This is a genomic window from Haloferax gibbonsii ATCC 33959 (genome assembly GCF_000336775.1).
In the GTDB taxonomy this organism is placed as follows: domain Archaea; phylum Halobacteriota; class Halobacteria; order Halobacteriales; family Haloferacaceae; genus Haloferax; species Haloferax gibbonsii.
In genome coordinates this window covers 19,274-40,145 of sequence record NZ_AOLJ01000019.1, presented here as the reverse complement: position 1 = coordinate 40,145, position 20,872 = coordinate 19,274, and the positions used below count along the sequence as shown (strand labels likewise).

Here is a 20,872-nt window from a genome sequence, read left to right as displayed (position 1 = left end):
CGTTCGTGTGTCGATGCGTCAGGCGGACTTGACGATGACCGTTCCGTCGGCCCAGACGGTCACGTCGCAGGCAGCGTACCGGAACCCGATTCGACCGCGCGAGGGGACGACCGACCCGCGGGTGCCGCCGTCCGTCGCCGGTGCCCGCGCCAGCGGAGCGAACAGTTGGCAGAGCGCGTCGGGGTCGATAGTCTCGGACAGCGGCGGGAGGTCGACGGCGTCCACGTCTCGCAACTGGGCGGCCGCGGTGACGACGGTCACCGCGAGGGTGTCTCGTCCGCTCCAGTCGTGTCGGGCGACGACCTCGTCGGTCGTCCCCGTATTCCATCCCACATCGTTGCCCGGTAACACGCGAGTTTCGTCCATGGTTCGGTTCGCGTCGGCGCCTCGCCGACATCCGAGCCGACGACGTTCGTGAATATATCGGTCGCTGCTATCCAACTAGTGGTGGCGCGCGCGCCACCTCTAGGTACCTAGAACCGTAACTGAAAATCAGCTGGTATCGCTGGTTCTCATGTGGTATGTTATCATTCGAAGACGCGCCCGACCAGTTTTCGCTCGGCCGCGCGCAGGTGGTACTGGTAGGTCGGCGCGCTGATGTCGAACGTCTCGGCGAGCGTCTCGGCGGTGCTGCGGCGCGGCCACTCGTAGAATCCGGAGAGGTGGGCCGCCCGAATCGACTCGTACTGCCGGCTCGTCCACGCCTCGCGCATCTCGGCGGCGAACGTCTGCGGCGACTCGGTGCCGTCGTCCGCGGTCCGCCGCGACAGCAGACTCGTCCCCGGGTAGTTCGAGTCGAGCGCGTCGACGAACGACCGGACCCGGATTCGCTCCGGCACCTCGGCGGTGAGCGTGGTCTGGGTCGGCGTCGCGTCGAGCGCGCGCAGGGTCGCCTCCGAGGCGTACAGCGTCTCGAACAGCGACTCCCGCGGGAGGCGGAGTTCGAACAGGGACCCCGAGTCGTCGGTCGAGACGTGGCGCACGCGCGTCGCGATGTCCCGCCCGGCGGCGACGACCTCCTCGGGTTCCGCGTCACTGGTGACGAACGCGATAACGGAGCCGTCGGAGTTCGGGATGACGCCGCCGAGGCTCACCGCGCGGCCGACGCGCCGGGCGAGCCGCGACAGCGACAGCCGGTCGCCGCCGAGCTGTACCTGCACGTCCGTCCGGCGCTCGGTCAGCATGGCGTCGGCGCGCCCGGTGGCCGCGAGGGCGTAGCCGACCGTCTCGCCCAGGTCGGTGAGCAGGCCGTCGTCGTCGGCGAAGGCGTCCGGGTCGGTGGCGTGGACGACGAACAGCGCCTCCACCCGGTCGTCGGCGACCGCGGGGATGACCGCGATAGCGCGGAACCCGTAGCTGAGGGCGTCGCCTCGGTGGTCGGCCCACGCGGGGTCGTCGAGCACGTCCGCTACCACCTGTATCTCCCGGGTCTCCACGGCGGCTTCGAGCAGGGGAAACAGCGGCTCAGCGGACGCCACCTCTCCGAGCCGGTCGGCGTAGGCGGTGTCAGCGCCGTGGACCGCGTCGCTCGTCGGCCGGTACGTCTCGTCTACGTCCCTGGCCTCTGCGTGCCAGACGATGGCGTAGTCGTCGGCGTCGACGAGGTGCTTGGCCACGGCCGAAAGCGCCTCGCCGCGGGTCGGCGCGCGGATGAGCGACTGGTTGATGTTCCGGATGGTCGCGTTGATTCGGTCGAGTCGGGTGAGCGCCTCGTTCTGGGCCTCGAGCCGCCGGTCGCGCTCGCGTAGCTCCGCCTCGGCGTCGATTCGGTCGAGCAGTTCCTCGACGGTCGCAGAAAGCAGGTTCACGAGCTCCACGTCGACCTCGTCTGGCGCGACGGTGCCGGGGTGGCCGGTGACGAGGACGCCGTGACGACCGAGCGGCGCGGCGATGACGCGCTCGACGCCGTCGACGACGCCCCCGTCGGGCGCGAGTTCGACCACCCGGACCTCGCCGGAGACGAACGCGTCCCAGACCCCGCCGCGGTCGAGGCCGCCCCCGACCGGCTTGTCGCCGAGGCCGGTTCCGGCCGCGCCGACCCGGACGAGGCTCGTGTCCGCCTCGTCGAAGACGAACAGCTCCGTCCGGGCGTCGCCGAGCACCTCGTCGCAGGCGTCGACGGCGGCCCGGAGGACCGCCTGTCGGTCGGTCGCGCCCATCATCTCTCGGGTCCGGTCGTGGAGCGTCGCGAGCAGGCGCTCGTAGCGGTGTCGCTTCGTCACGTCGCGGAGGACGCCGACCGAGCCGACCTCCTCCCCGCCGACGACCAGCGGCGTCCGGTGGTCCTCGACTCTGACGACCCCCTCGTCGGGCGTCCGCAGGTCCAACTCCACGATTCCCTGCGAGGTCGACGCGAACGCCTCGTCGCTGCCGTCGGTCGCGCTCGCGTTCTCGGTGAGCAACGCCGTCGACGACCCGATGACGCGGTCGCGGTCGAGTCCGGTGAGGCGCTCGAACGCGGGGTTGACCGCCGCGAACCGACCCTCGTCGTCCAGCGCGTACACCGCGTCGGCGACGGCCGCGAGCATCCGCCCGTACTGCTCGGCCTCGACCTCGTGTTCCAACTGCTCCGTGATGTCGGTGAAGTAGACGGACAGCCCCGTCTCTGAGGGGTACGCCCGAACCGCGTACCACGTTTCGAGGCGGTCGTAGTACTGTTCGAAGGTCGCCGGCTCCTGTCGCTCCATCGCGCGCTCGAACTCCTCGCGGAAGACGGCCGACTCGGGCACCGAGTCCCAGATTCGCGTCCCCAACACCGCCTCGGCCGACATCCCGAGGCCGTGTTCGGCCGTCGAGTTGACGTAGGTGACGCGCCAGTCCGCGTCGAACCCCATCACCGCCTCGTCCATCCGCTCTAAGACCTCCGAGAGGGCGCTTTTCAGCTCGTGCCGTTCGGTCGCCGCGCCGACGACGGCGGCAATGTTCTCCAAGAAGAGCACGTCGTCGTCGGAGAACTGCCCGCTGGCGACGCCGTGGACGGCGATGACTCCCCACCGGGTGTCGTCGCCGCCGATGGCCGCGCTCATTCCGCTTTTCGGTCCCGACGGGCCCGCGTCGCTCGCGTGCTCGAAGCGCTCGTCGTCGTCGAAGTCGTCGACGAGCGTCGAACGCCCGGACCGGTACGTCTCGACCGCCTGCGTCCCCCCGGCCGCGGCGAGTCCGTGGTCCCGATTCGCCGACCAGCCCGCGGCGGCGGCGACGCGGAACGCGCCGTCGTCGAGGCCCTCGAAAATCGTGACCGAACTGGCGTCGAGCACGTCGCGGACGCGACTCGCGGCGTGGTCGAGCGTCGAGTCGAGGTCGACGGCGGTCAGCGCCCGCGTTCCGATTTCGGAGACGACGCGCTGCTGTTCGATTCGGTCCCGGTGGCTCCGAGCGAGGGTGCACTCGCCGAGCGCCCGCTCGACGCGGAAGGCGAGCCACGACATCGTCTCGGGGTCGTCGTCGCGGACGACGTAGTCCGTCGCGCCGGCTTCGACCGCGCGGGTCGCGGTCTCCTGGTCGGCGGCCGCGACGACGACCGGGACGTCGATACCCTGGGCGTAGATGTCGCGGACGAACGCCCCCTCGTCGCCGGCCGCCGTGGGGGCGGCCAGGACGATACAGGAGATGGCCGCCGAGGCGGAAACGAGTTCCGCGCGCGCCGCGGCGGGGGTGCGGACGTGCCGGACGGTCGTCGCTCCGTCGAGCGACGACAGCGACGAGTCGAGGGACGCCGCGAACTCGCCGTCGTCACTCAGACAGAGCACGGTGGGGGACGGTAACACAACCCGTGTACGCGGCTCGTCGTGATAAGCGCTCCTTCGGCCGCGAGCGGTCCTGTCAGGCGCGCTGCCACTCCGCCACGTCGAGGACCATGATGTACGCGTCCTCGCCGTCGCCGTAGTAGCCCGGCACCCGGCGGGCGGGCTCGAAGCCGAGGCTCCGGTAGAGGCCGATGGCCGGCTCGTTCGAGACGCGGACTTCGAGCTTCACGACCGTCGCGCCCGCGATGGCCATCGCCGTCAGCGACTGGACGAGCAGCCGCCGACCGAGGCCGTTCCCGCGGGCCTCCGGGCGGACCGCGAGGTCCTTCACGTGGCCGATGTCGTTGCCGTGGTTCGGCATCACGTCGGCGACGACGTAGCCGAGCACCTCGTCTCCGCGGGCGGCGACGAGGAACGCCGGCTCGTCGACGAACATCTCGAACGCGGAGTACGGCCACGGCTCGGAGAAACACGTCCGCTCGATGCGGAGCACGTCGAGGAGGTCCGCCCGGTCGACCCGCCTGACGACCAAGTCGCCGGCGAGCGCGTCGTCGAACGCCGTCACGCCCGGCGCTACGTGGTTGGCACGCAAAAGCCCGACGGCACGGGTGCGGACGGTCGGCACGGGTGCGGACGGTCGTCGGACGGACGCGGAACCGACGTCGAGACAGACGCGCACGGGAGCGGGCGGTGCACTACTTCCGGCCGCGCGGTGGCCGCCGCTCGCCGGGCGAAAAAGTGAGAAGGTGTGTTGGTCGCGTTCAGTCGTCCGCGGGGGCAGCGCCGCCCTCGGCCTGCTGCTTCGTGAGGGGGAGCTTGCCGCCGGCGGTGAGGATACGACGCTCACGCTCGGAGGCGTGCAGGTTCGCCGTCGCTTCCCAGTCGTCGTTCACGCGGATGGTGAACTCTTCCTGGCCGGATTCGACGGCTTCGGCAACGTCGTCGACGATTTCGACGTCGTCGCCCTGTTCGATCTTCGCGTAGGTCTCCTCGTCGATGGCGAGGGGGACGATACCGAAGTTGAACAGGTTCGCCTTGTGGATGCGGGCGAACGACTGCGCGAGGACGGCCTCGATGCCGAGGTACATCGGACACATCGCGGCGTGTTCGCGGGAGGAACCCTGACCGTAGTTCTCGCCCGCGACGAGGACGCCGGTGCCGGCATCCTTGGCGCGCTGGGCGAACGTCTCGTCGACGCGCGAGAGCGTGAAGTCCGAGAGGCGCTCGATGTTCGAGCGGAACTTGAGGATGTCGGACGTCGCCGGGATGATGTGGTCGGTCGTGATGTTGTCCTCCATCTTCAGGAGGGTCTCACCCGAGATGTTGGAGCCGAGGGGGTCCTGCAGGGGAACCTCGCCGATGTTCGGGCCCTTGATGAGCTCGTCGTCGATGGCGTCTTCGGCGTAGATGAGGTCCGTCTTCGAGCCGTCGTACTTGTCGGGGAGCTCGATGCCGGGGGCGTCGAGACCGAGTTCGTCGGCGAGGTCGCGCGGGTCGACGATTTCGCCCTTGAGCGCCGCGGCGGCGGCGACCTGCGGCGAACAGAGGTAGACGTTGTCGTCTTCGATGCCCGAGCGGCCCTCGAAGTTGCGGTTGAAGGTGCGCAGCGAGACGGAGTCGGAGGCGGGGACGTGGCCGATACCGATACACGGTCCACAGGTCGCCTCGGAGACGTTGACGCCGGCCGCCATCATCTCTGCCGTCCAGCCCTGACGGGCGAGCATCTCGCCGGCCTGCTTCGAACCGGGCGCGACGATCATCTCGAGGTGCTTTGCGACTTCCTGGTCCTTGACCATCTTCGCGGCCGGGAGGACGTCCTCGTAGCCGCCGTTGGTACAGGAACCGACGAGGACCTGCTCGACCTTCTCGCCGGCGACTTCGCGGACCGGAACCACGTTGTCGGGCATCGACGGGCAGGCGATGAGCGGTTCGAGGTCGCCGAGGTCGATGACGATTTCGTCGGCGTATTCGGCGTCGTCGTCGGCCGTCAGCTCGACGTACTCGTCGCCGCGACCCTGGCGCTCGAGGTAGTCCTTGGTCTTCTCGTCGGTCTCGAAGAGCGACGAGGTGGCACCGAGTTCGGTTCCCATGTTGGTGATGGTGGTTCGCTCGGGCACGGTGAGCGATTCAGCACCGGGGCCGGTGTACTCGAACACCTTGCCGACGCCGCCCTTGACGGTCTCGCGGCGGAGCATCTCGAGGATGACGTCCTTCGCGGAGGACCACTCGGGGAGTTCGCCTTCGAGGCGGACGTTCACGACTTCCGGCATCTCGACGTAGTACGCGCCGCCGCCCATGGCGACAGCGATGTCGAGGCCGCCGGCACCGATGGCGAGCTGGCCGAGGCCGCCGGGCGTCGGCGTGTGGGAGTCCGAGCCGAGGAGCGTCTTGCCGGGCGCGGCGAAGTTCTCCTTGTGGACGTTGTGGCAGATACCGTTACCGGGGCGGGAGAAGTGGGCACCATATGTCCCGGCCGCGGAACGGAGGAAGCGGTGGTCGTCCGTGTTCTTGAAGTCGAACTGGTAGGTCTGGTGGTCGCAGTACTGGGCGGCGAGTTCGGTCTGGGCCTCGTCGAGGTCGAGCGCCTCGAACTGGAGCCACACCATCGTCCCAGTCGTGTCCTGCATCAGGACTTGGTCGATTTCGATTCCGATCTCCTCTCCGGGGGTGAGGTCACCCTCGACGAGGTGGTCCGAGAGAATCTTTTCCGTGAGCGTCTGTCCCATAACACCCGAACGTCGATGGTCCTCGGATATAAATCCCGCGTACTTCCCTATCTTCGAACGTGAACGATAGCGCCGTCTCGGGGTTTCTAGCGTCTAAGGGCCATTAAACTCCTTGTTGGTTCTCCCATGTGACTTGTCACCGCGGGGGTCGTCACCGCCCCAGATGGAGGGCGATTCGGGCTCTCACATCCCCCCGAAACCGGGGTGTTTGGACCCCGTCACGACCTCGGAATCGACACCGTCCTCGGGCCGCCGACCGACCGAGGTTCGGCACAGTTTTGCGCCCCCTGGACGGGGTTCGGATATGCACCGCGCTGGCTCGTTCGTCGCACAGCACATCTCGCCGGTCACGGCCGAACAGGTCCAACCGAACGGCGTCGACCTGACGCTCGAAGCGGTCCTCGAACAGGTCGAACCGGGCCGCCTCGGCCGCGAAGGGAAGACCATCGGCGAGCGTCGGCCCCTCGAGTTCGCCGACCCGGACGCCGAGACGTACCGACTCGACCCCGGCGGCTACGTCCTCCAGTACGCCGAGACGGTCCACATCCCGGAAGACCACGTCGGCTTCATCTACCCGCGGTCGTCGCTCATGCGGAACTCCTGTATGCTGAACACGGCCGTCTGGGACGCCGGCTACGAGGGGAAAGGCGAGGGGCTCTTGCAGGTCCACCACCCGGTCGAACTCGAACGCGGCGCGCGCGTGGCTCAAATCGTCCTCGCGGACGCGAACCACGACGGGACCTACGACGGTAGCTATCAGGGCGAGCGGACCCGCTGACGGCTTCCGGTCGATGGCGCTCCGGAGGCATCGCTCGGCGGATCGTACCGAATGAATACCGACATCTCGATTTACGGGACGTTCTCGGCGATGACGAATTCCTTTCAAGTCGATGGGCGTCGTATCTGTCTTCGCGGAGGGCATGTCGGGCCGAAACGAGGGGCGACCTGTACACACCGAACCTCCGCAACTTCCTCCTTCCACATCTTCTTGAGTGCGCCCGTGTTCCTGCTGGACCTGTGTTCGCTTCGCGCGAGTCGTAGACACCGCCCGCGGGCCTTCGATTCGCCCGGCAGGCGAGCGGCCACGGTGGCGCTGTCACCTAAAACCGCTTCGAGCGGCGCACTCGTGTTCTCTGACCCAAAGGCACATTTACGCGCATGCCTAAGTGTGGCCAATCACTGATGTCACGGAGTCCATCTCTCCCGGAACGTCCTCATCTCGATCTGGACCCCGAGATGTCGGATGCAGAGCGCCTCTCTGCACTCCGCCAGCACTTCGAACGCATGGTCGACGTCAACCGCGAACTCGACCAGCGGCTCCAGAACGCCGACGACCGTCACGCCGAACTGGTCGACGAGGTCGACCAGATGAAGGCGCGAAACGAGGCCCTGAAGACGGCCTCGTACTACATCGCCACGGTCGAAGAACTGACCGACGACGGCGTCATCATCAAGCAGCACGGCAACAACCAGGAGGTCCTGACCGAGTTCGCACCGAGCCTGAACATCGACGACATCGAACCCGGCGACCGCGTCGCCATCAACGATTCGTTCGCCGTCCAGACCGTCCTCGACGACGAGACGGACGCGCGGGCGCAGGCGATGGAGGTCGTCGAGTCGCCGACGGTCACCTACGACGACATCGGCGGCATCGACGAGCAGGTCCGCGAGGTCCGCGAGGCGGTCGAACAGCCCCTCGAGAACCCCGAGATGTTCGAGGAAGTCGGCATCGACCCGCCCGCGGGCGTGCTCCTGTACGGCCCGCCGGGAACGGGGAAGACGATGCTCGCGAAGGCCGTCGCCAACGAGACCAACGCCTCGTTCATCAAGATGGCCGGCTCCGAACTCGTCCAGAAGTTCATCGGCGAGGGCGCGCGGCTCGTCCGCGACCTGTTCAAGCTCGCCGCCGAGCGCGAACCGGTGGTCATCTTCATCGACGAAATCGACGCCGTCGCCTCGAAGCGCACGGACTCGAAGACCTCCGGCGACGCCGAGGTTCAGCGCACGATGATGCAACTGCTCTCGGAGATGGACGGCTTCGACGACCGCGGCGACATCCGCATCATCGCGGCGACTAACCGCTTCGACATGCTCGACGAGGCCATTCTCCGGCCGGGCCGGTTCGACCGCCTCATCGAGGTGCCCAAGCCCGCCGTCGAGGGCCGCCGCCGCATCCTCGACATCCACACCCGCGACATGAACGTCGCCGACGACGTGGACCTCGACGCGCTCGCCGAGGAACTCGACGACTACTCCGGCGCGGACATCGCGTCGCTCACGACCGAGGCCGGGATGTTCGCCATCCGCGACGGCCGGACCGTGGTGACGGGCGCGGACTTCGACGCCGCCCACGAGAAGCTCTCGAACGTCGAGGAGTCCGGCACCGGCCCCATCTCGGGCTTCACGGACTACCAGTACTGAACCCGGCCGGGAACCGGCGTCGCGGCGGTCGTCGACGCCCCCGCCTCGCCCCGGCTTTCGAGCGCCACTATTCGTAACCCCCTTTTCCGCCGCCGCGAGAGTTCGGACATGAACACGATTCGCGTCGTCCGCGGGGTCGGCACCGCCCCCACCGAGATGGCGTCGTACGACGCCGCCCTCGCCGCCGCCAACGTCCACAACTACAACCTCGTCGCCGTCTCCTCGGTCGTCCCCGCCGACGCGACCGTCGAGGCGGTCGACGTGGCCCCCGACCTCGGCCCGGCGGGCAACCGACTGACCGTGGTGCAGGCCCGCGAGACCACCTCGACGCCCGGCGAGACGGTCGTCGCCGGCCTCGGCTGGGCGACCGGCTCCGGACCCGGCCTGTTCTACGAGGCGTCCGGCACCGACGAAGCGAGCGTTCGCGCGGCCGTCCTCGACGGGCTCGAAGCGGGCCGGAACCTCCGCGAGTGGTCGTTCGACGACGAGGAAGTCGCGCTCACGACCGGGACCCACGAGGGCGACGGCTACACCACCGCCGTCACGGTCGCGGCCTACGGGCAGAGCGAATCCATCTTCTGACGGTCCCCGCGCTGACCGACGGACTCATCAGCTTTTGTGAGAACCCTTCCGGTATGAGTGGTGACGCGCCGTTCGACCTGTCTCCCGGGCGAGTGGCGCTTATCTACGCCGCCTTCGGCTTCCTCTGGGTCGCGACGAGCGACAGTCTCGTAGAGGGACTCCCGAACCACGAACTCATCCAGACGGCGAAGGGATGGCTGTTCGTCGGCCTCTCGGCGCTGTTGGTGTACGCCCTCGTCAACCGGAGTCAGTCCAAACTGAACCGGACCTCCGAGCAACTGGAGTCGACGCTCGCACACACGAGCGTCCTCCATCGAATCCTCAGACACGACATCAGAAACGCCTGCACCGCCATCCTCGGCTACGCCGAACTCGTCGAGTCGAAAGGCGACGCGGGTTCGAACATCGACCCGGTCGAGGCGATTCAGGTGCGCGCGAACCGGCTGGTCGAAGTGAGCGACGAGGTCGCGCTCCTCCGCACCGTCGAACTCGCGGAGGGGAACGAGGTCGACGTCGACCTCTCCTGTGCGGTCGCGGACGCCGTCGAGGACCTCGAAATGGAGTATCCGGAGGTGCAGGTCTCGATCGCCTCGCCGGAGTCGCTCGTCGTGCGGGCGCATCCGGCGCTCCCGCGGAGTCTCGCGGAGTTACTCGACAACGCCGTCGTCCACGCCGACTGCGACGAACCGGAGGTGCACGTCGGCGTCTGGCAACTCGGCGAAGTCGCCGGGGTGACCGTCACCGACAACGGCCCCGGTATCCCCGATGCCGAGCGCGACGCCCTCCTTTCCGGCTCGGAGACGCCGCTTTCGCACACGAGCGGGGTCGGCCTCTGGCTGGTTCGCGCCATCGTCGACGCGTCCGGCGGCTCCCTCGACATCTCGAAGCCGAAGGCCCACGGGACCGTGGTCACCGTGTCGCTCCCGCGGACGGCGTCGTGACCGCGCCGCGACCGAGCCGAGACCGAGCCGCGACGGTCTCGTCCGCGCCGCGACGGCCTCGCCCGCGTCGCAACCGCGTCGTCACCCGGTTTCGATTCGCTCGCCACATCACCGCCGACGACGGCTTTTTACACGTCCTTCCCGTATCGCAGACGACTGATGAACGGGAACAACCCATATGCGGGCGCTCCCGGCGTGGCTGGGGCCGGCCAGCCGTCGGCCAACCGAGAACTGACCGTCGAGCAGATGGACGCACTCCGGCGGGCCGTCGCCGGCATCGTCTCGCGCACCGAGTCGTATCTCCCCGAGGGGTTCGCCGTCGGCTCGGAGCTCTCGACGGGGTCGAACGGACCGCTGGCGACCGTGGCCGTCCACCCGCCCGTCGGCCACCCCGTCAGCGCCGGCTTCTCGCCGGACGCCGACGAACTCGACGCCGGACTCACCGACGAGGACCGAAACGAGGTCGCCCGCGGACTCGCCGCGACCGCGGCGTTCCAGGTGATGAGCGCCGTCGGCGACGACCTCACGCCCGCCGCGCGGTAACCCCGAACGACCCCCGCCGCCGTCGGGGTCCGAGTGGCGACTGACGCGCGGTCGCCGACCGATTCACTCCGCGACTCCTTTCACGGCCTGTCGCTTCGCTTCCGAGCGCTCTCGTCCTCTCAGAACGAGAACAATACACTTCACGGAGGCGGTCGAAAGGGAGGTATGGCTTCGCTCCTCGGATACGCGGACGAGATCGGCCCGACGACGCTCATCATCGTCGGATTCCTCCTGTTTGTCTTCCCGGAACCGGCGACCTCCGCGCTCGGCGCGGGGCTGATGCTGTTCGGCGCGGCGTACTGGTTCTGGGAGTGGAACCGACCCTGAGTGCAAAACGAGTGCGTGAACTCGCTCAGACGCTCCCGCGACGACGGTTTCGCCCGGTGTCGTCGCGAGCGCGAGACGTAACGCCGCCGAGCGGGACGTCGGTCTCGGCGGACGCGTCCGACCCGCGTGTCGGCCCGACGGCCGACCGCGGCGTCGCAACGAACAACCCGTAAGCGAGCACGGCCGCCGAGACGAGGCCGCTCGCCCCCACGACGAGCGAGAGGGGGAGCGGCGAGAGCGTGCCGGCCGCCGTCCCGACGACTATTGGGAGCGGCAGTGTCGCGAGGATGGCGTCGTACCGCGTCGCTTCCGAGACGATGCTGTCGCTATGGGGAGTTCGTGTGCGCATGATACCACTCGGAGACGAGTACGAACGTGTGAATAATAGCTATTTCGCCGGACGGGTCGGCCCCGGTGGTCGCATGGAACGGCCGTCCGGACCGCGTCGGGCGGGCGTCGCGGGCGCGGTGACTCTGTGAGATTTCCGGTCGCGTCTCGCGCCTACTTCCCCCAGAAGGGGTCGCGGCGGCGGTGCTTTTCGAGGTAGCCGGACAGCGCCTCCAGTTCGTCGGTGGGGATGTCGTCGCGGAGCTCCTGTTCGAGAATCTTCGCGTGCTTCTCGGGGAGTTCGATCCAGAGTTCGTCGCCCTCGTCTATCTGCCGGCCGACCGTCGGGCCGTCGATGGCGACGCTGACGCGCGAGCCGGCGCGGGCGCTCGACGCGTCCTCGCCGTTCTCTTGGATGCCCGAGAGCTGCCCGACGCGAGTGGGCTCGCCGTCTTCCCACTTCACGACGTTCATGTTGTTCTTGATGGTCCCGGACATGATTTCGACGCCGACGACGGCGGGGTTGTTCTGCCGGAAGACGTGGTCCTGGAGGATGCGGAAGCGACACGGCCGGACGATTTTGTCGAGAATCGTCTCCTGCTGGGCGCGTTTCATCTCGTCGACGTACTCCTCGTACTCTTCGACGAGCTGATAGATGACGTCGTCTTCGAACAGCTTCACGTCGTTCTTGTCGAGTTCGTCCTCGGCGTTCGAGAGCACGTCCACGTTGAAGCCGAGGATGACCTTGTGCTCGGGTTCGCGGGCGGTCGAGGCGACGGCAACGTCGCGCGGGGCGATGTCGCCGACCTCGGCGCGGAGGATGGGGACTTCGGCCTCCTGTAAGGCGTTCGCCATCGCTTCGAGGCTGCCGAGCGTGTCGGCCTTGACGACGACGCCCTCCTCTTCGGTCGTCACTTCGATGTCGGCGAGTTCGGCTTCGACCTCGCGGATGACCTCGTCGAGGTCGCGGTCGCCGACGACGCGGACCGGCGCGCCGGCCATCGCGTCTTCGAGGTCGGGGGCGGCGATTTTCACACCGGCCGCGGCACCGACCTCGTCGACCTTGTCGAACCGCTTTTCGGTGCGAATCTCGGCGTTCGGTCGGGGCTGGAGGAGCGCGCGGACCTCGGTGACGATGGGGTCGTTCGCGCCGCCGACGACGATGGTGTCGCCCGCGCGAATCGTCCCGTCGTAGAGGACCACGTCGAGGGTCGCGCCGAAGCCGCGTTCCTCCTTGACTTCGAGGACCGTCCCGGAGCCGGGGCCGGCCACGTCGATGGCCATCTCGTCTTTCATGTAGCGCTGGGAGAGGCCCATGAGGACGCCCAGCAGGTCCGGAATGCCCTCGCCGGTGAGCGCGGAGACGGGGACGACGCCGATGTTGGACTGGAAGTTCTGGACGCGCCAGTAGAAGTCAGAGGAAAAGCCCCGGTCGGAGAGTTCGCCGATAATCTCGTACAGCTTCTCGTCGAGTTTCGAGCGGGCGCGCTGGGACTGTTCCTCGTAGGTCTTCTGGATGGGGGCCCCCTCTTGGGGGTTCCAGCCCGGCGTCGTGTCTATCTTGTTCGCGGCCACGATGAACGGCGTCCCCGTTCGTTTGAGGATGTCGATGGCCTCCTCGGTCTGCGGCTGGAAACTGTCGTTCACGTCGACCACGAGGATGGCGATGTCGGCGAGCGCCCCGCCGCGAGAGCGGAGGGTGCTGAAGGAGTGGTGGCCCGGCGTGTCGATGAACAACAGCCCCGGGAGGTCGAAGTCCTCGGGTTTGACCAGGCTGCCGGCCATCTGCGAGACGGTGTCTAAGGGGACCGCGGTCGCGCCGATGTGCTGGGTGATGGCACCGGCCTCACCCTCGCTGACGGCGGAGCCGCGAATCTTGTCGAGAAGACTCGTCTTCCCGTGGTCCACGTGGCCGAGGACGGCCACGATGGGTGTGCGAAGCGTATCGGATTGTGACGTCGAATCAGTGTCGGACATGGAGAATCGCCCCGGAGAAAGCTCTTACCGGAATCGAGTCGGTGACTCAAGTTAAGTCCATCGTCACGGGCGCACGACCCCGCGATTCGCCGTGTCGACTGTTCTCGCGGCCCACGCTCGGGCCCGGATTCGCTCGTCGGCCGCCCGTCAGACGTGCCCGTGTCGTTTATGTGAACCGGCGAGGAAGGGGTGTGTATGGCCGACATACTCGCCGAGAACCTCTCCGGAAAGGCCGTCATGGGGTCCGACGGGACGGAACTCGGGATGCTGTACAACATCACGATGGATCTGAAATCGGGCGAGCTTCACGACCTCCTCGTCCAGCCGAACGAGCAGGTCGCCCCGAGCCGCGTGGCGTTCGACCAGGACGACCGCGGTCGGTTCCGTGTCCCGGTGAACCGCGTGCAGGCGGTCAAGGATTACATCGTCGTCCAACGGTAGTTTCAGGATAGATTCTCAATGCGGATTCTCGACGCTTCTGCGTTCATCAACGAGTACCACACCGACGACGAGACGGCCTCGATTCCCCTCGTCAAGGAAGAACTCACCGGCGAGCACGCCTTCCGGTTCGACGCGCTCGAAGGCGCGGGCATGTACGTCCACATCCCCGGACAGGGAACCGTGGACAAGGTGCTCCGCGCCGCGGGCGAGACCGGCGACCGCGACGTGCTCTCGGAGACCGACACGCGCCTCATCGCCGCCGCGTTCGAACTCGACGCGACGCTCGTCACCGACGACTACGCGATGCAGAACGTCGCCGAGCGGCTCAACGTCGGCGTCGAAGTCATCGCCCAAGACGGCATCGCAGAACAGCGGAGCTGGAAGTTCCAGTGTCAGGGCTGCGGCCGCGAGTTCGACGAGAACAAAGAGCGCTGTCCCATCTGCGGGATGGAGCTGTCGCGGAAGAATCCGGCGTAAGCCGGTCGAACCGGCCGACTCGACTCGGCTGTCCGACGTTCTTTTTCAGACCATGCCGGTCGCCTGCGCGTAGCTCACGAGGAACTGGACCGCGTTGTACAGCCCGTGGACCAGCGCGGCGACGAGCAGGTTCCCGCTTTTCTCGTAGACGAGCGCGAGGACGCTCCCGAGGAGGAACACCATCCCCAGCGAGACGAAGGCCCCCTCGCCGGAAAACGACCAGACGTGAATCGACGCGAACACCAGACTCGACAGGACGACCGCGGGCGCGGGACCCCAGAGTCGGCGGAGTTCGCCGAAGGCGACGCCGCGGAAGATGAGCTCCTCCGCCGGGCCGACGAGGACGATGGTGACGACGGTGAGATACAGGAAGTACACCGGGTTCTCGCGGCCCTGCTGGGCGATGACGCTGTCGCCGCTCTGGATGCCGAGCGCTGACATCAGCGCCGACGCGCCGAGGTAGACGCCCATCACGGCGACGAACCCGCCGACGATCCACAGGGCGTCGCGCGCGGTCGGTCGCTCGAACCGAATCAGGTCCCAGTCGTCGCGGGCGGCGAGGTAGCCCGCGCCGACGACGCCGAAGCCGACGAACTGCCCGGCGCTCTGTATCGCGCCGATGAGTGCGGTGTCACCCGGAACCACGCCGCGAGCGAGGCCGCCGGCGAGCGAGCCGAACGTCGCGCCGACGAGGAGCGAGAGGGCGACGACGATGATGATGCCACCGTACGCTTGGAGGTGGTCTGCGGGGCTCGCAGACGTGCGGGCGGTGTCGTGTGCCATTGCCCTCCCCTTCGGAACGGGGTCGGATAACCGATTCGGGTCGATTCTCGTGATTCCGTGGAGTCACGTGACTCTGCGCCGTTTGCGTCGTTTCGAGAAGAGAACCGGACTTCGGGACCCCCCTCGAAAGCCCCCGCCCGTGGACTGTTCGGTGGTCGTCGCTGGGTGGTCGTTCGGTGGTCGTCGCAAAAGTTAGCTCTCGGCCGTGGTCGCCGGGAGACTCTCGTTCCGACTACTCCACGACCAGCCGCGACTTCTCTTCGACCGCGTCGGCCTCCGCGAAGTCGCCGCCGCCGAGCAGGCCGCGGGCGGCGCGCTTGCCCCACTCGACCGCCGGCTGGATGAACGTGTCAACGCTGGCGAGCTCGCCGTAGAGGACGCAGGCGGCCTCCATCGCGTAGAGGAGTTCGCCCAGCCCGTACTCGTCGACGCGGTCGAGTTCGATGCGGACGTTCGGACAGCCGGCCGCGGCGAGGCTCGCCTCGGTCGCCTCGAACTCGGCGTCGAGCAGTTCGCCGAGCGACGAGCCGCCGAGGTACGCGAGGCCGTCGAGGTCGGTCTCGGGGATGGAAACGTCCTCGCGCTCCGTGGCGCGGACGAGCGTCACGAGCTTGTCGCGCGGGCCGGCGCGGTACAGTTGGAGCTGGGAGTGCTGGTCGGTCGCGCCGAGCGCTCGCAGGGGCGTCTGGCCGAGGCCGTCCTTTCCGAGCGACTCGGCCCACAGCTGGGCGAACCACTCGGAGAACGTTTCGAGCGACTCGGCGTAGGGCATCATCGCGTTCTGCCGCAGGCCGCGCTCGGCGAGGGCGTAGGAGACCGCGCCGTAGGCGTAGGCGGGCGAGTCGAAAAGCGAGTCCGACAGGCGCGCTTCCTGTGCGGCCGCGCCCTCCAGCACCGCCTCGATGTCGTGGCCGCAGAGGGCCGCGGCGGCGAGGCCGACCGTCGAGAGCACCGAAAAGCGGCCGGGGACGCCGTCCGGGACGGGGAGCGACGGGAGGTCGTGCTGGTCGGCGAGGTCGCGGAGATTGCCCTCCTCGCCGGTCGTGACGAAGGTACGGTCGGCCCAGTCGACGCCCGCGTCGGCCATCGCCTCCTGCACGACGAGGAAGTTCGCCAGCGTCTCGGCGGTCGTGCCGGACCGCGAGACGACGTTGACGACCGTCGACGAGAGGTCCAGCGAGTCGAGGAGGCGCTCGACGGCCTCGGGGTCGACGTTGTCGAGGTAGTAGGCGTCAACGTCGCTTTCGAGGGCGTCGGTGAGGGTGGCCGCACCGAGGGCGCTCCCGCCGATGCCGACGGTGACGACCGCGGAGGGGTCGTCGAACCGGCTCACGGCGTCCCGAATCGCCGCGGGGTCGGTGCTGTTCGGGAGGTTCAGCGATTCGTAGCCGTGCTCGCCGGCCTCTCGGCCCCGTTCGATGCGGTCGTGGGCGGCCGCGACGCGGCCGTCGAGTCGTTCGAGCGTCTCGCGCGAGACGCCGTGGGACGACGCCGTGTCCAGGACGTTCCCGAGGTCTACCTGCATACAGAATGCCGCGTCGCCCGGCGTCAAAACGACACCGGTCGCTTTAATCGCGGCCGCTCCCAAGGGCGACCGATGGCAGACGACTACGGCGGCGTCATCGGCGCGTTCCCGTACGCCTTCCGGCACAGCGAGTCGTGGCTGTTCAAGTGCTACGTGCTCGTCGGTGCCCTCGCGACGGGTGTCGTCTCGCTGTTCGTCGCCTTCGGACTCGTGGTTCTCATCGGCGCGACCGCCGGCGTCCCCGGCGGCTCGCTCACCCTCTCGCGGTCGTTCTACGTCCTCGTGGGGCTGTTCGTCGTCGCGCCGCTGGTCGCTCCCGTACTGTTCGTCGCCCGACGACACCGCCGCACCGGCTCGGAGCCGCGGTACGACCTGAGCCTCGCGCTCGCTGGCTTCGTGTTCATGGCGTCGGTGTACGTCGGGCTCGTCGCGTCGGTGCCGGCGGAGCTTCAGACGCCCGCAGAGCCGTTCACGGTGGGTCCCGTGACCGTCTCCGCACTCGTTCCCGTCGTCCAGCTCCTCTACGACCTGCCCGCAATCTACGGGCTCGTCCCGCCCGTCGCGTGCGCGGTGGGAATCTACGGGATTCACCGACTGCTTCGGTAACCGCCACGGACTCGTTTTTTCCGACTCGGCCTCACCCGACTCGCGCCGCTAACTCGTCGCGGTAGCGGTAGACGACCGCCGAGGCCACGACGCCGACGCCGACGAGGAGCGCAACCGTCTCGTAGTTCGCCGCCCCCGCGTTCCGCCCGGCGGCCGCCGCGAGCGCGAACGTCGGCAGGCGACCGACGGCGACGAGGACGACGAGCGTCCGCAGTCGAAGCGGCGAGAGCCCGGCGAGCGCACAGAGCGCGTCGTCCGGGAACACCGGCAGGAGAAACAGGACGAACAGGCCGGCGACGCCCCGGCGGTCGGCGACGCCGTCGAACCGCGCGAGCGCGTCGTCGGCGACGAGGCGCTCGACCGCGGGTCGGCCGAAACGCCGGGCGAGCAGGAAGACGATTGCGCTCCCGGCGACGACGCCGACCATGCTGTAGGCCGTCCCGGCGACCGTCCCGAACAGGTAACCGCCGACGGCGGCGAGGGCTTGCCCGGGAATCGGCGCGAGAATCACCTGCAGGGTCTGGACGCCGACGAACGCCAGCGGCGCGAACGGGCCGGTCGATTCGACCGCCGAGCGAATCCACGCCGGGTCGGCGAGCCGTGGGGCGAACGCGGCGACGGCGACCGCGAGGACCGCGGCGGCGACCGCGACGACGCCGACTCTGAGGAGCGCCGCGTTCCGCGCCGCGGGCGAGTCGAACAGCCGGCCCGTCACAGGAACGAGGCGGTCTTGAGCCGGGCGTTCAGCGCGTACTTCCGCAGGTACTGGCGGGCGGTCGTTCGCGTCCCCCGCGCGACGGTCCGCCCGGCGCGAACCCCGTCCAAGATGGCGTCGGTCGTGACGCCGCCGTCCGCCGCGACCGAGACGGCCGTGTACGCCTGTCCGACCAGCGCGGGTCGGTGCGCGTCGCTTCCACCCGTCCCCGGAAGGCCCTCGCGGCGGGCGTAGCGCCGCGCCTGCCCGTTTCTGAACCCGGTGAGCGTGTGCGCGTTGTACACCTCGACGGCGTCCACGTCCCGAATCGCCCGACGGGACGCGCCGTGGCGGAACGTCTGAAAGGGGTGCGGTACGACCGCGAGGCCGCCCGACTCGCGGACCGCCCGCGCCGTCTCGGAGAGCGGTCGTCCCCTCGCCGGCGGGTCGTCGACGCCGAGCGCGAGGAGGTGACCGTCGGCCGTCGAGACCTCGACGCCGGGGACGACCCGGACGCCGTACTCGTGGGCGATGTCGAACGCTCGCGGGAGCGACCCGACCGAGTCGTGGTCGGTGATGGCGACCGCGTCCAGGCCGACCGCCGCGGCGCGGGCCAACACCGCCTCGACCGACATCTCGCAGTCGTAGGAGGCGTCGGTGTGGACGTGGAGGTCGACCGCGAGCGTCCGCGCCTCCCGCGAGCCCTGCGTCCGACCGCTCATATCACGCCGAATTCGAGCGCGAGACAGCCGACGACCGTCAGGACGCCGGCGGCGCCGACGAGGAGGTGCCCCGCGTCGGTCTTGTACGCCTTGTAGTCGGAGGTCATGAGCGGGCAGACCGCCACGATGGTCGCGCCCGCGACCCAGCCGTTCCACGGCGGGACGAACTGGAGGAGGAAGTAGTTCGCCAGCACGACGAGGTGCGTGTGGACGACGGTCGTCCCGCGGTAGTACGAGGTCCCCGAGTCGTCGCCGAAGCCCTCGCTGTTGTGGCGGATGAGTCGCAGGCCGCCGAAGGTGAGGACGACGAACCCGACGACGGCGCTCACGACCGGGTTGGGCGCGAGCGCGACGTGGTACAGGAGCGCCGCCGACACGAGGTACGCGAAGATGTCGATGAAGGAGTCTATCTGTCGGCCGAACGCCGAGGCGGTCCCGGTCTTGCGGGCGTAGTAGCCGTCGGCCTTGTCGAAGGCGAAGCCGACGAGGACGGCCACGATGGCCCAGTTCGGCTCGCCCGACACGAACAGTATCGCGCCGACCCACGCCCAGAAGAGCGCGCCCAGACTCAACCAGTCCGCGACCCCGAGCCGCGAAATCATGTTCTCCCCCGTCGATGAGCGCACGACCTCGCTCGCCCGCGCGTCGACCGCGTCCAGCCTCCCGCGAAGTGCTGACCTGAGTTCGTCCGTCATGCCTGTCTGTCCGACACACTCGGCCGATTGAGTATAAATTTAATCGCTATAGTATATATAAAACAAATATCTATATATCAACGTTCCCGAACGGAGCGCTCGGGACGTAACTGAGCACTCTGTACCGCTATGAACGCGGTTTGACGCGCCGGCGACGCCACGGCCCGACCCGGTAGTACGCCCGGGTTCGGGCGACTCGGAAGCCGACGCTCTCGAAGGTCCACTGCGAGGGTCTGTTGTCGCGGGCGACGAGCGCGTGCACCGTTTCGGCCCCCCGCTCGCCGGCGACCGCGACGGCCCGCGAGACGAGCGCGGTGGCGATGCCGCGATTCCGCGCTTCGGGCGCGACGAACACCCGGCGGACGTAGCCGCCGGGGAAGGTCACGTCGGCCTCCAGCGGGTGGACGCGGTACGTCAGGCCGGGGTCGCCGAGAAAGAGGTAGCCGACGAGCACAGGTTCCTCGTCTGCCCCACCATCGAACGCGCACACCGCCGTCTCGTCGCCTCTGAGTTCGGAAAACGCGTCGTATCGGGCTTCGAACCGCGTCGCCTCCGCGGGGTCGAGCGCGCGAATCTCGACGCCCGCCGGGGGGTCGCGGCCGACGTCCGCCGCGTCGGCGTCCGCGACGTACTCGTCCATCTGCGTCGCCGTGAGTCCGCGGGCTTTGAGCGCGTCGTAGACGCGTCGGGCCGTCTCGGTCCGGGTCAACCGCCAGAGCGCGGGCATCGTCAGTCGCGTCGAAGCGCCGCGAGAAAAGCCCACCGTCGCCGTGGGTACAGGTGGCACACGCGGTCGAAAGCGCCCGAAACGGGGAAAAGGCCCGGCGGCTTACACCGGGTGATGACCGAGACCGAGTCCGAGACCGAATCCGAGTCCGAGCGAACGGGAACGTTTCTCGTCACCGCCGCCGACGAGGAGTCGGCCGTCCTGAAGGACGTTCACTCCGGGCAGGTTCACGCGCTCTCGTCGAACCCCGGCGTCTCCGAGGACGAAGCCGTCCGCGGGACCGTCGCGCCCGACCCGCCGATGAACGTCTCGTGGCAACTCGTCGAGGTCGACTCGCGCTGGACCGTCTCCGTCGAGCGCTCCACCGAGTCGCCGACGACGAACTCCCGCGACATCGCCGCGGACAACCCCGACGGCGAACTCGTCCGGGAGGAACGCGCCGGCACCGGCGAGATTCACGTCCTCTCGGTTCCCGACGACATGACCGAACAGGCCGTCGACGATGTCCTCTCGGACCGCGAGGGGCTGCTCTCGCGGGCCGCCAGACTCGACGTGAACCGCGTCGAAGTCCGCTCGCAGCCGGGCGTCGTCGCGGTCCGCTACATGCCCTGA

Annotated in this window: 22 protein-coding genes; 10 read left to right on the top strand and 12 right to left on the bottom strand. The window is 68.5% G+C overall.

The window, feature by feature from the left end:
• Positions 1-18 precede the first annotated feature (18 nt).
• From C454_RS12740 to C454_RS12725, 4 genes are all read right to left on the bottom strand, one after another.
• On the bottom strand, positions 19-366 hold the full coding sequence (locus tag C454_RS12740) for a HalOD1 output domain-containing protein (RefSeq protein WP_004976310.1): 348 nt from the start codon (positions 364-366) through the stop codon (positions 19-21).
• A gap of 161 nt (positions 367-527) precedes the next feature.
• The gene (locus tag C454_RS12735) at positions 528-3,740 is read right to left on the bottom strand and encodes a bacterio-opsin activator domain-containing protein (protein ID WP_049905181.1); all 3,213 of its coding nucleotides are present in this window, start codon (positions 3,738-3,740) and stop codon (positions 528-530) included.
• An 82-nt stretch (positions 3,741-3,822) separates the two neighbouring features.
• On the bottom strand, positions 3,823-4,311 hold the full coding sequence (rimI, locus tag C454_RS12730; protein WP_004976308.1) for a ribosomal protein S18-alanine N-acetyltransferase: 489 nt from the start codon (positions 4,309-4,311) through the stop codon (positions 3,823-3,825).
• A 196-nt stretch (positions 4,312-4,507) separates the two neighbouring features.
• Positions 4,508-6,472: an aconitate hydratase gene (locus C454_RS12725; protein WP_004976307.1), complete on the bottom strand. Its 1,965-nt coding sequence runs from the start codon at positions 6,470-6,472 to the stop codon at positions 4,508-4,510.
• A gap of 304 nt (positions 6,473-6,776) precedes the next feature.
• Between C454_RS12725 and C454_RS12720 the strand changes: the two genes are divergently transcribed.
• The 6 genes from C454_RS12720 to C454_RS20775 all read left to right on the top strand — a co-directional run bounded on the left by C454_RS12720 (position 6,777) and on the right by C454_RS20775 (position 11,286).
• On the top strand, positions 6,777-7,250 hold the full coding sequence (locus tag C454_RS12720) for a deoxyuridine 5'-triphosphate nucleotidohydrolase (protein WP_004976305.1): 474 nt from the start codon (positions 6,777-6,779) through the stop codon (positions 7,248-7,250).
• 404 nt (positions 7,251-7,654) lie between these two features.
• Positions 7,655-8,893: a proteasome-activating nucleotidase Pan2 gene (gene pan2, locus C454_RS12715; protein WP_004976303.1), complete on the top strand. Its 1,239-nt coding sequence runs from the start codon at positions 7,655-7,657 to the stop codon at positions 8,891-8,893.
• Between the two features lie 108 nt (positions 8,894-9,001).
• The gene (locus tag C454_RS12710; protein WP_004976302.1) at positions 9,002-9,475 is read left to right on the top strand and encodes a pyruvoyl-dependent arginine decarboxylase; all 474 of its coding nucleotides are present in this window, start codon (positions 9,002-9,004) and stop codon (positions 9,473-9,475) included.
• 92 nt (positions 9,476-9,567) lie between these two features.
• Positions 9,568-10,416, top strand: a complete 849-nt coding sequence (locus C454_RS12705; RefSeq protein ID WP_004976301.1) for a sensor histidine kinase — start codon at positions 9,568-9,570, stop codon at positions 10,414-10,416.
• A 159-nt stretch (positions 10,417-10,575) separates the two neighbouring features.
• Positions 10,576-10,959, top strand: coding sequence for a DUF5811 family protein (locus C454_RS12700; protein WP_004976300.1), 384 nt, complete (start codon positions 10,576-10,578; stop codon positions 10,957-10,959).
• Between the two features lie 165 nt (positions 10,960-11,124).
• The gene (locus C454_RS20775) at positions 11,125-11,286 is read left to right on the top strand and encodes a hypothetical protein (protein ID WP_004976299.1); all 162 of its coding nucleotides are present in this window, start codon (positions 11,125-11,127) and stop codon (positions 11,284-11,286) included.
• A gap of 25 nt (positions 11,287-11,311) precedes the next feature.
• Here C454_RS20775 and C454_RS12695 read toward each other — a convergent pair whose 3' ends face one another.
• Together C454_RS12695 and infB are read right to left on the bottom strand one after the other, a co-directional pair.
• Complete coding sequence (locus tag C454_RS12695) at positions 11,312-11,635, bottom strand: hypothetical protein (RefSeq protein WP_004976298.1); 324 nt, start codon at positions 11,633-11,635, stop codon at positions 11,312-11,314.
• A gap of 152 nt (positions 11,636-11,787) precedes the next feature.
• The gene (gene infB / locus C454_RS12690) at positions 11,788-13,590 is read right to left on the bottom strand and encodes a translation initiation factor IF-2 (RefSeq protein ID WP_049905167.1); all 1,803 of its coding nucleotides are present in this window, start codon (positions 13,588-13,590) and stop codon (positions 11,788-11,790) included.
• 195 nt (positions 13,591-13,785) lie between these two features.
• Here infB and C454_RS12685 point away from each other — a divergent pair, with 195 nt between their 5' ends.
• Both C454_RS12685 and C454_RS12680 read left to right on the top strand, forming a co-directional pair.
• Positions 13,786-14,031, top strand: a complete 246-nt coding sequence (locus C454_RS12685) for a PRC-barrel domain-containing protein (protein WP_004976296.1) — start codon at positions 13,786-13,788, stop codon at positions 14,029-14,031.
• A gap of 18 nt (positions 14,032-14,049) precedes the next feature.
• Positions 14,050-14,508: an NOB1 family endonuclease gene (locus tag C454_RS12680; RefSeq protein ID WP_004976295.1), complete on the top strand. Its 459-nt coding sequence runs from the start codon at positions 14,050-14,052 to the stop codon at positions 14,506-14,508.
• 45 nt (positions 14,509-14,553) lie between these two features.
• Here the strand turns inward: C454_RS12680 and C454_RS12675 are convergent, their stop codons facing one another.
• Together C454_RS12675 and C454_RS12670 are read right to left on the bottom strand one after the other, a co-directional pair.
• Entirely contained in the window at positions 14,554-15,291 is a 738-nt protein-coding gene (locus tag C454_RS12675) for a CPBP family intramembrane glutamic endopeptidase (RefSeq protein ID WP_004976294.1), read from the bottom strand.
• Between the two features lie 232 nt (positions 15,292-15,523).
• Entirely contained in the window at positions 15,524-16,816 is a 1,293-nt protein-coding gene (locus C454_RS12670; protein ID WP_004976293.1) for a hypothetical protein, read from the bottom strand.
• A 72-nt stretch (positions 16,817-16,888) separates the two neighbouring features.
• Here C454_RS12670 and C454_RS12665 point away from each other — a divergent pair, with 72 nt between their 5' ends.
• Positions 16,889-17,422, top strand: a complete 534-nt coding sequence (locus C454_RS12665) for a hypothetical protein (protein ID WP_004976292.1) — start codon at positions 16,889-16,891, stop codon at positions 17,420-17,422.
• 31 nt (positions 17,423-17,453) lie between these two features.
• Here the strand turns inward: C454_RS12665 and C454_RS12660 are convergent, their stop codons facing one another.
• From C454_RS12660 to C454_RS12645, 4 genes are all read right to left on the bottom strand, one after another.
• Positions 17,454-18,137, bottom strand: coding sequence for a TVP38/TMEM64 family protein (locus C454_RS12660; RefSeq protein ID WP_004976291.1), 684 nt, complete (start codon positions 18,135-18,137; stop codon positions 17,454-17,456).
• Positions 18,134-18,838 carry a CehA/McbA family metallohydrolase gene (locus C454_RS12655; protein ID WP_004976290.1) on the bottom strand — a complete coding sequence of 235 codons (705 nt, stop codon included), beginning with the start codon at positions 18,836-18,838 and terminating at the stop codon, positions 18,134-18,136. The genes C454_RS12660 and C454_RS12655 overlap by 4 nt, the downstream gene beginning before the upstream one ends.
• Complete coding sequence (locus tag C454_RS12650; RefSeq protein WP_004976289.1) at positions 18,835-19,533, bottom strand: CDP-alcohol phosphatidyltransferase family protein; 699 nt, start codon at positions 19,531-19,533, stop codon at positions 18,835-18,837. Before C454_RS12650 ends, C454_RS12655 begins: the two co-directional genes overlap by 4 nt.
• 127 nt (positions 19,534-19,660) lie before the next feature.
• Entirely contained in the window at positions 19,661-20,260 is a 600-nt protein-coding gene (locus tag C454_RS12645) for a GNAT family N-acetyltransferase (RefSeq protein ID WP_004976288.1), read from the bottom strand.
• A 114-nt stretch (positions 20,261-20,374) separates the two neighbouring features.
• Between C454_RS12645 and C454_RS12640 the strand changes: the two genes are divergently transcribed.
• Positions 20,375-20,872 (top strand): DUF5812 family protein, encoded by a 498-nt coding sequence (locus C454_RS12640; RefSeq protein WP_004976287.1) that lies wholly within the window; start codon positions 20,375-20,377, stop codon positions 20,870-20,872.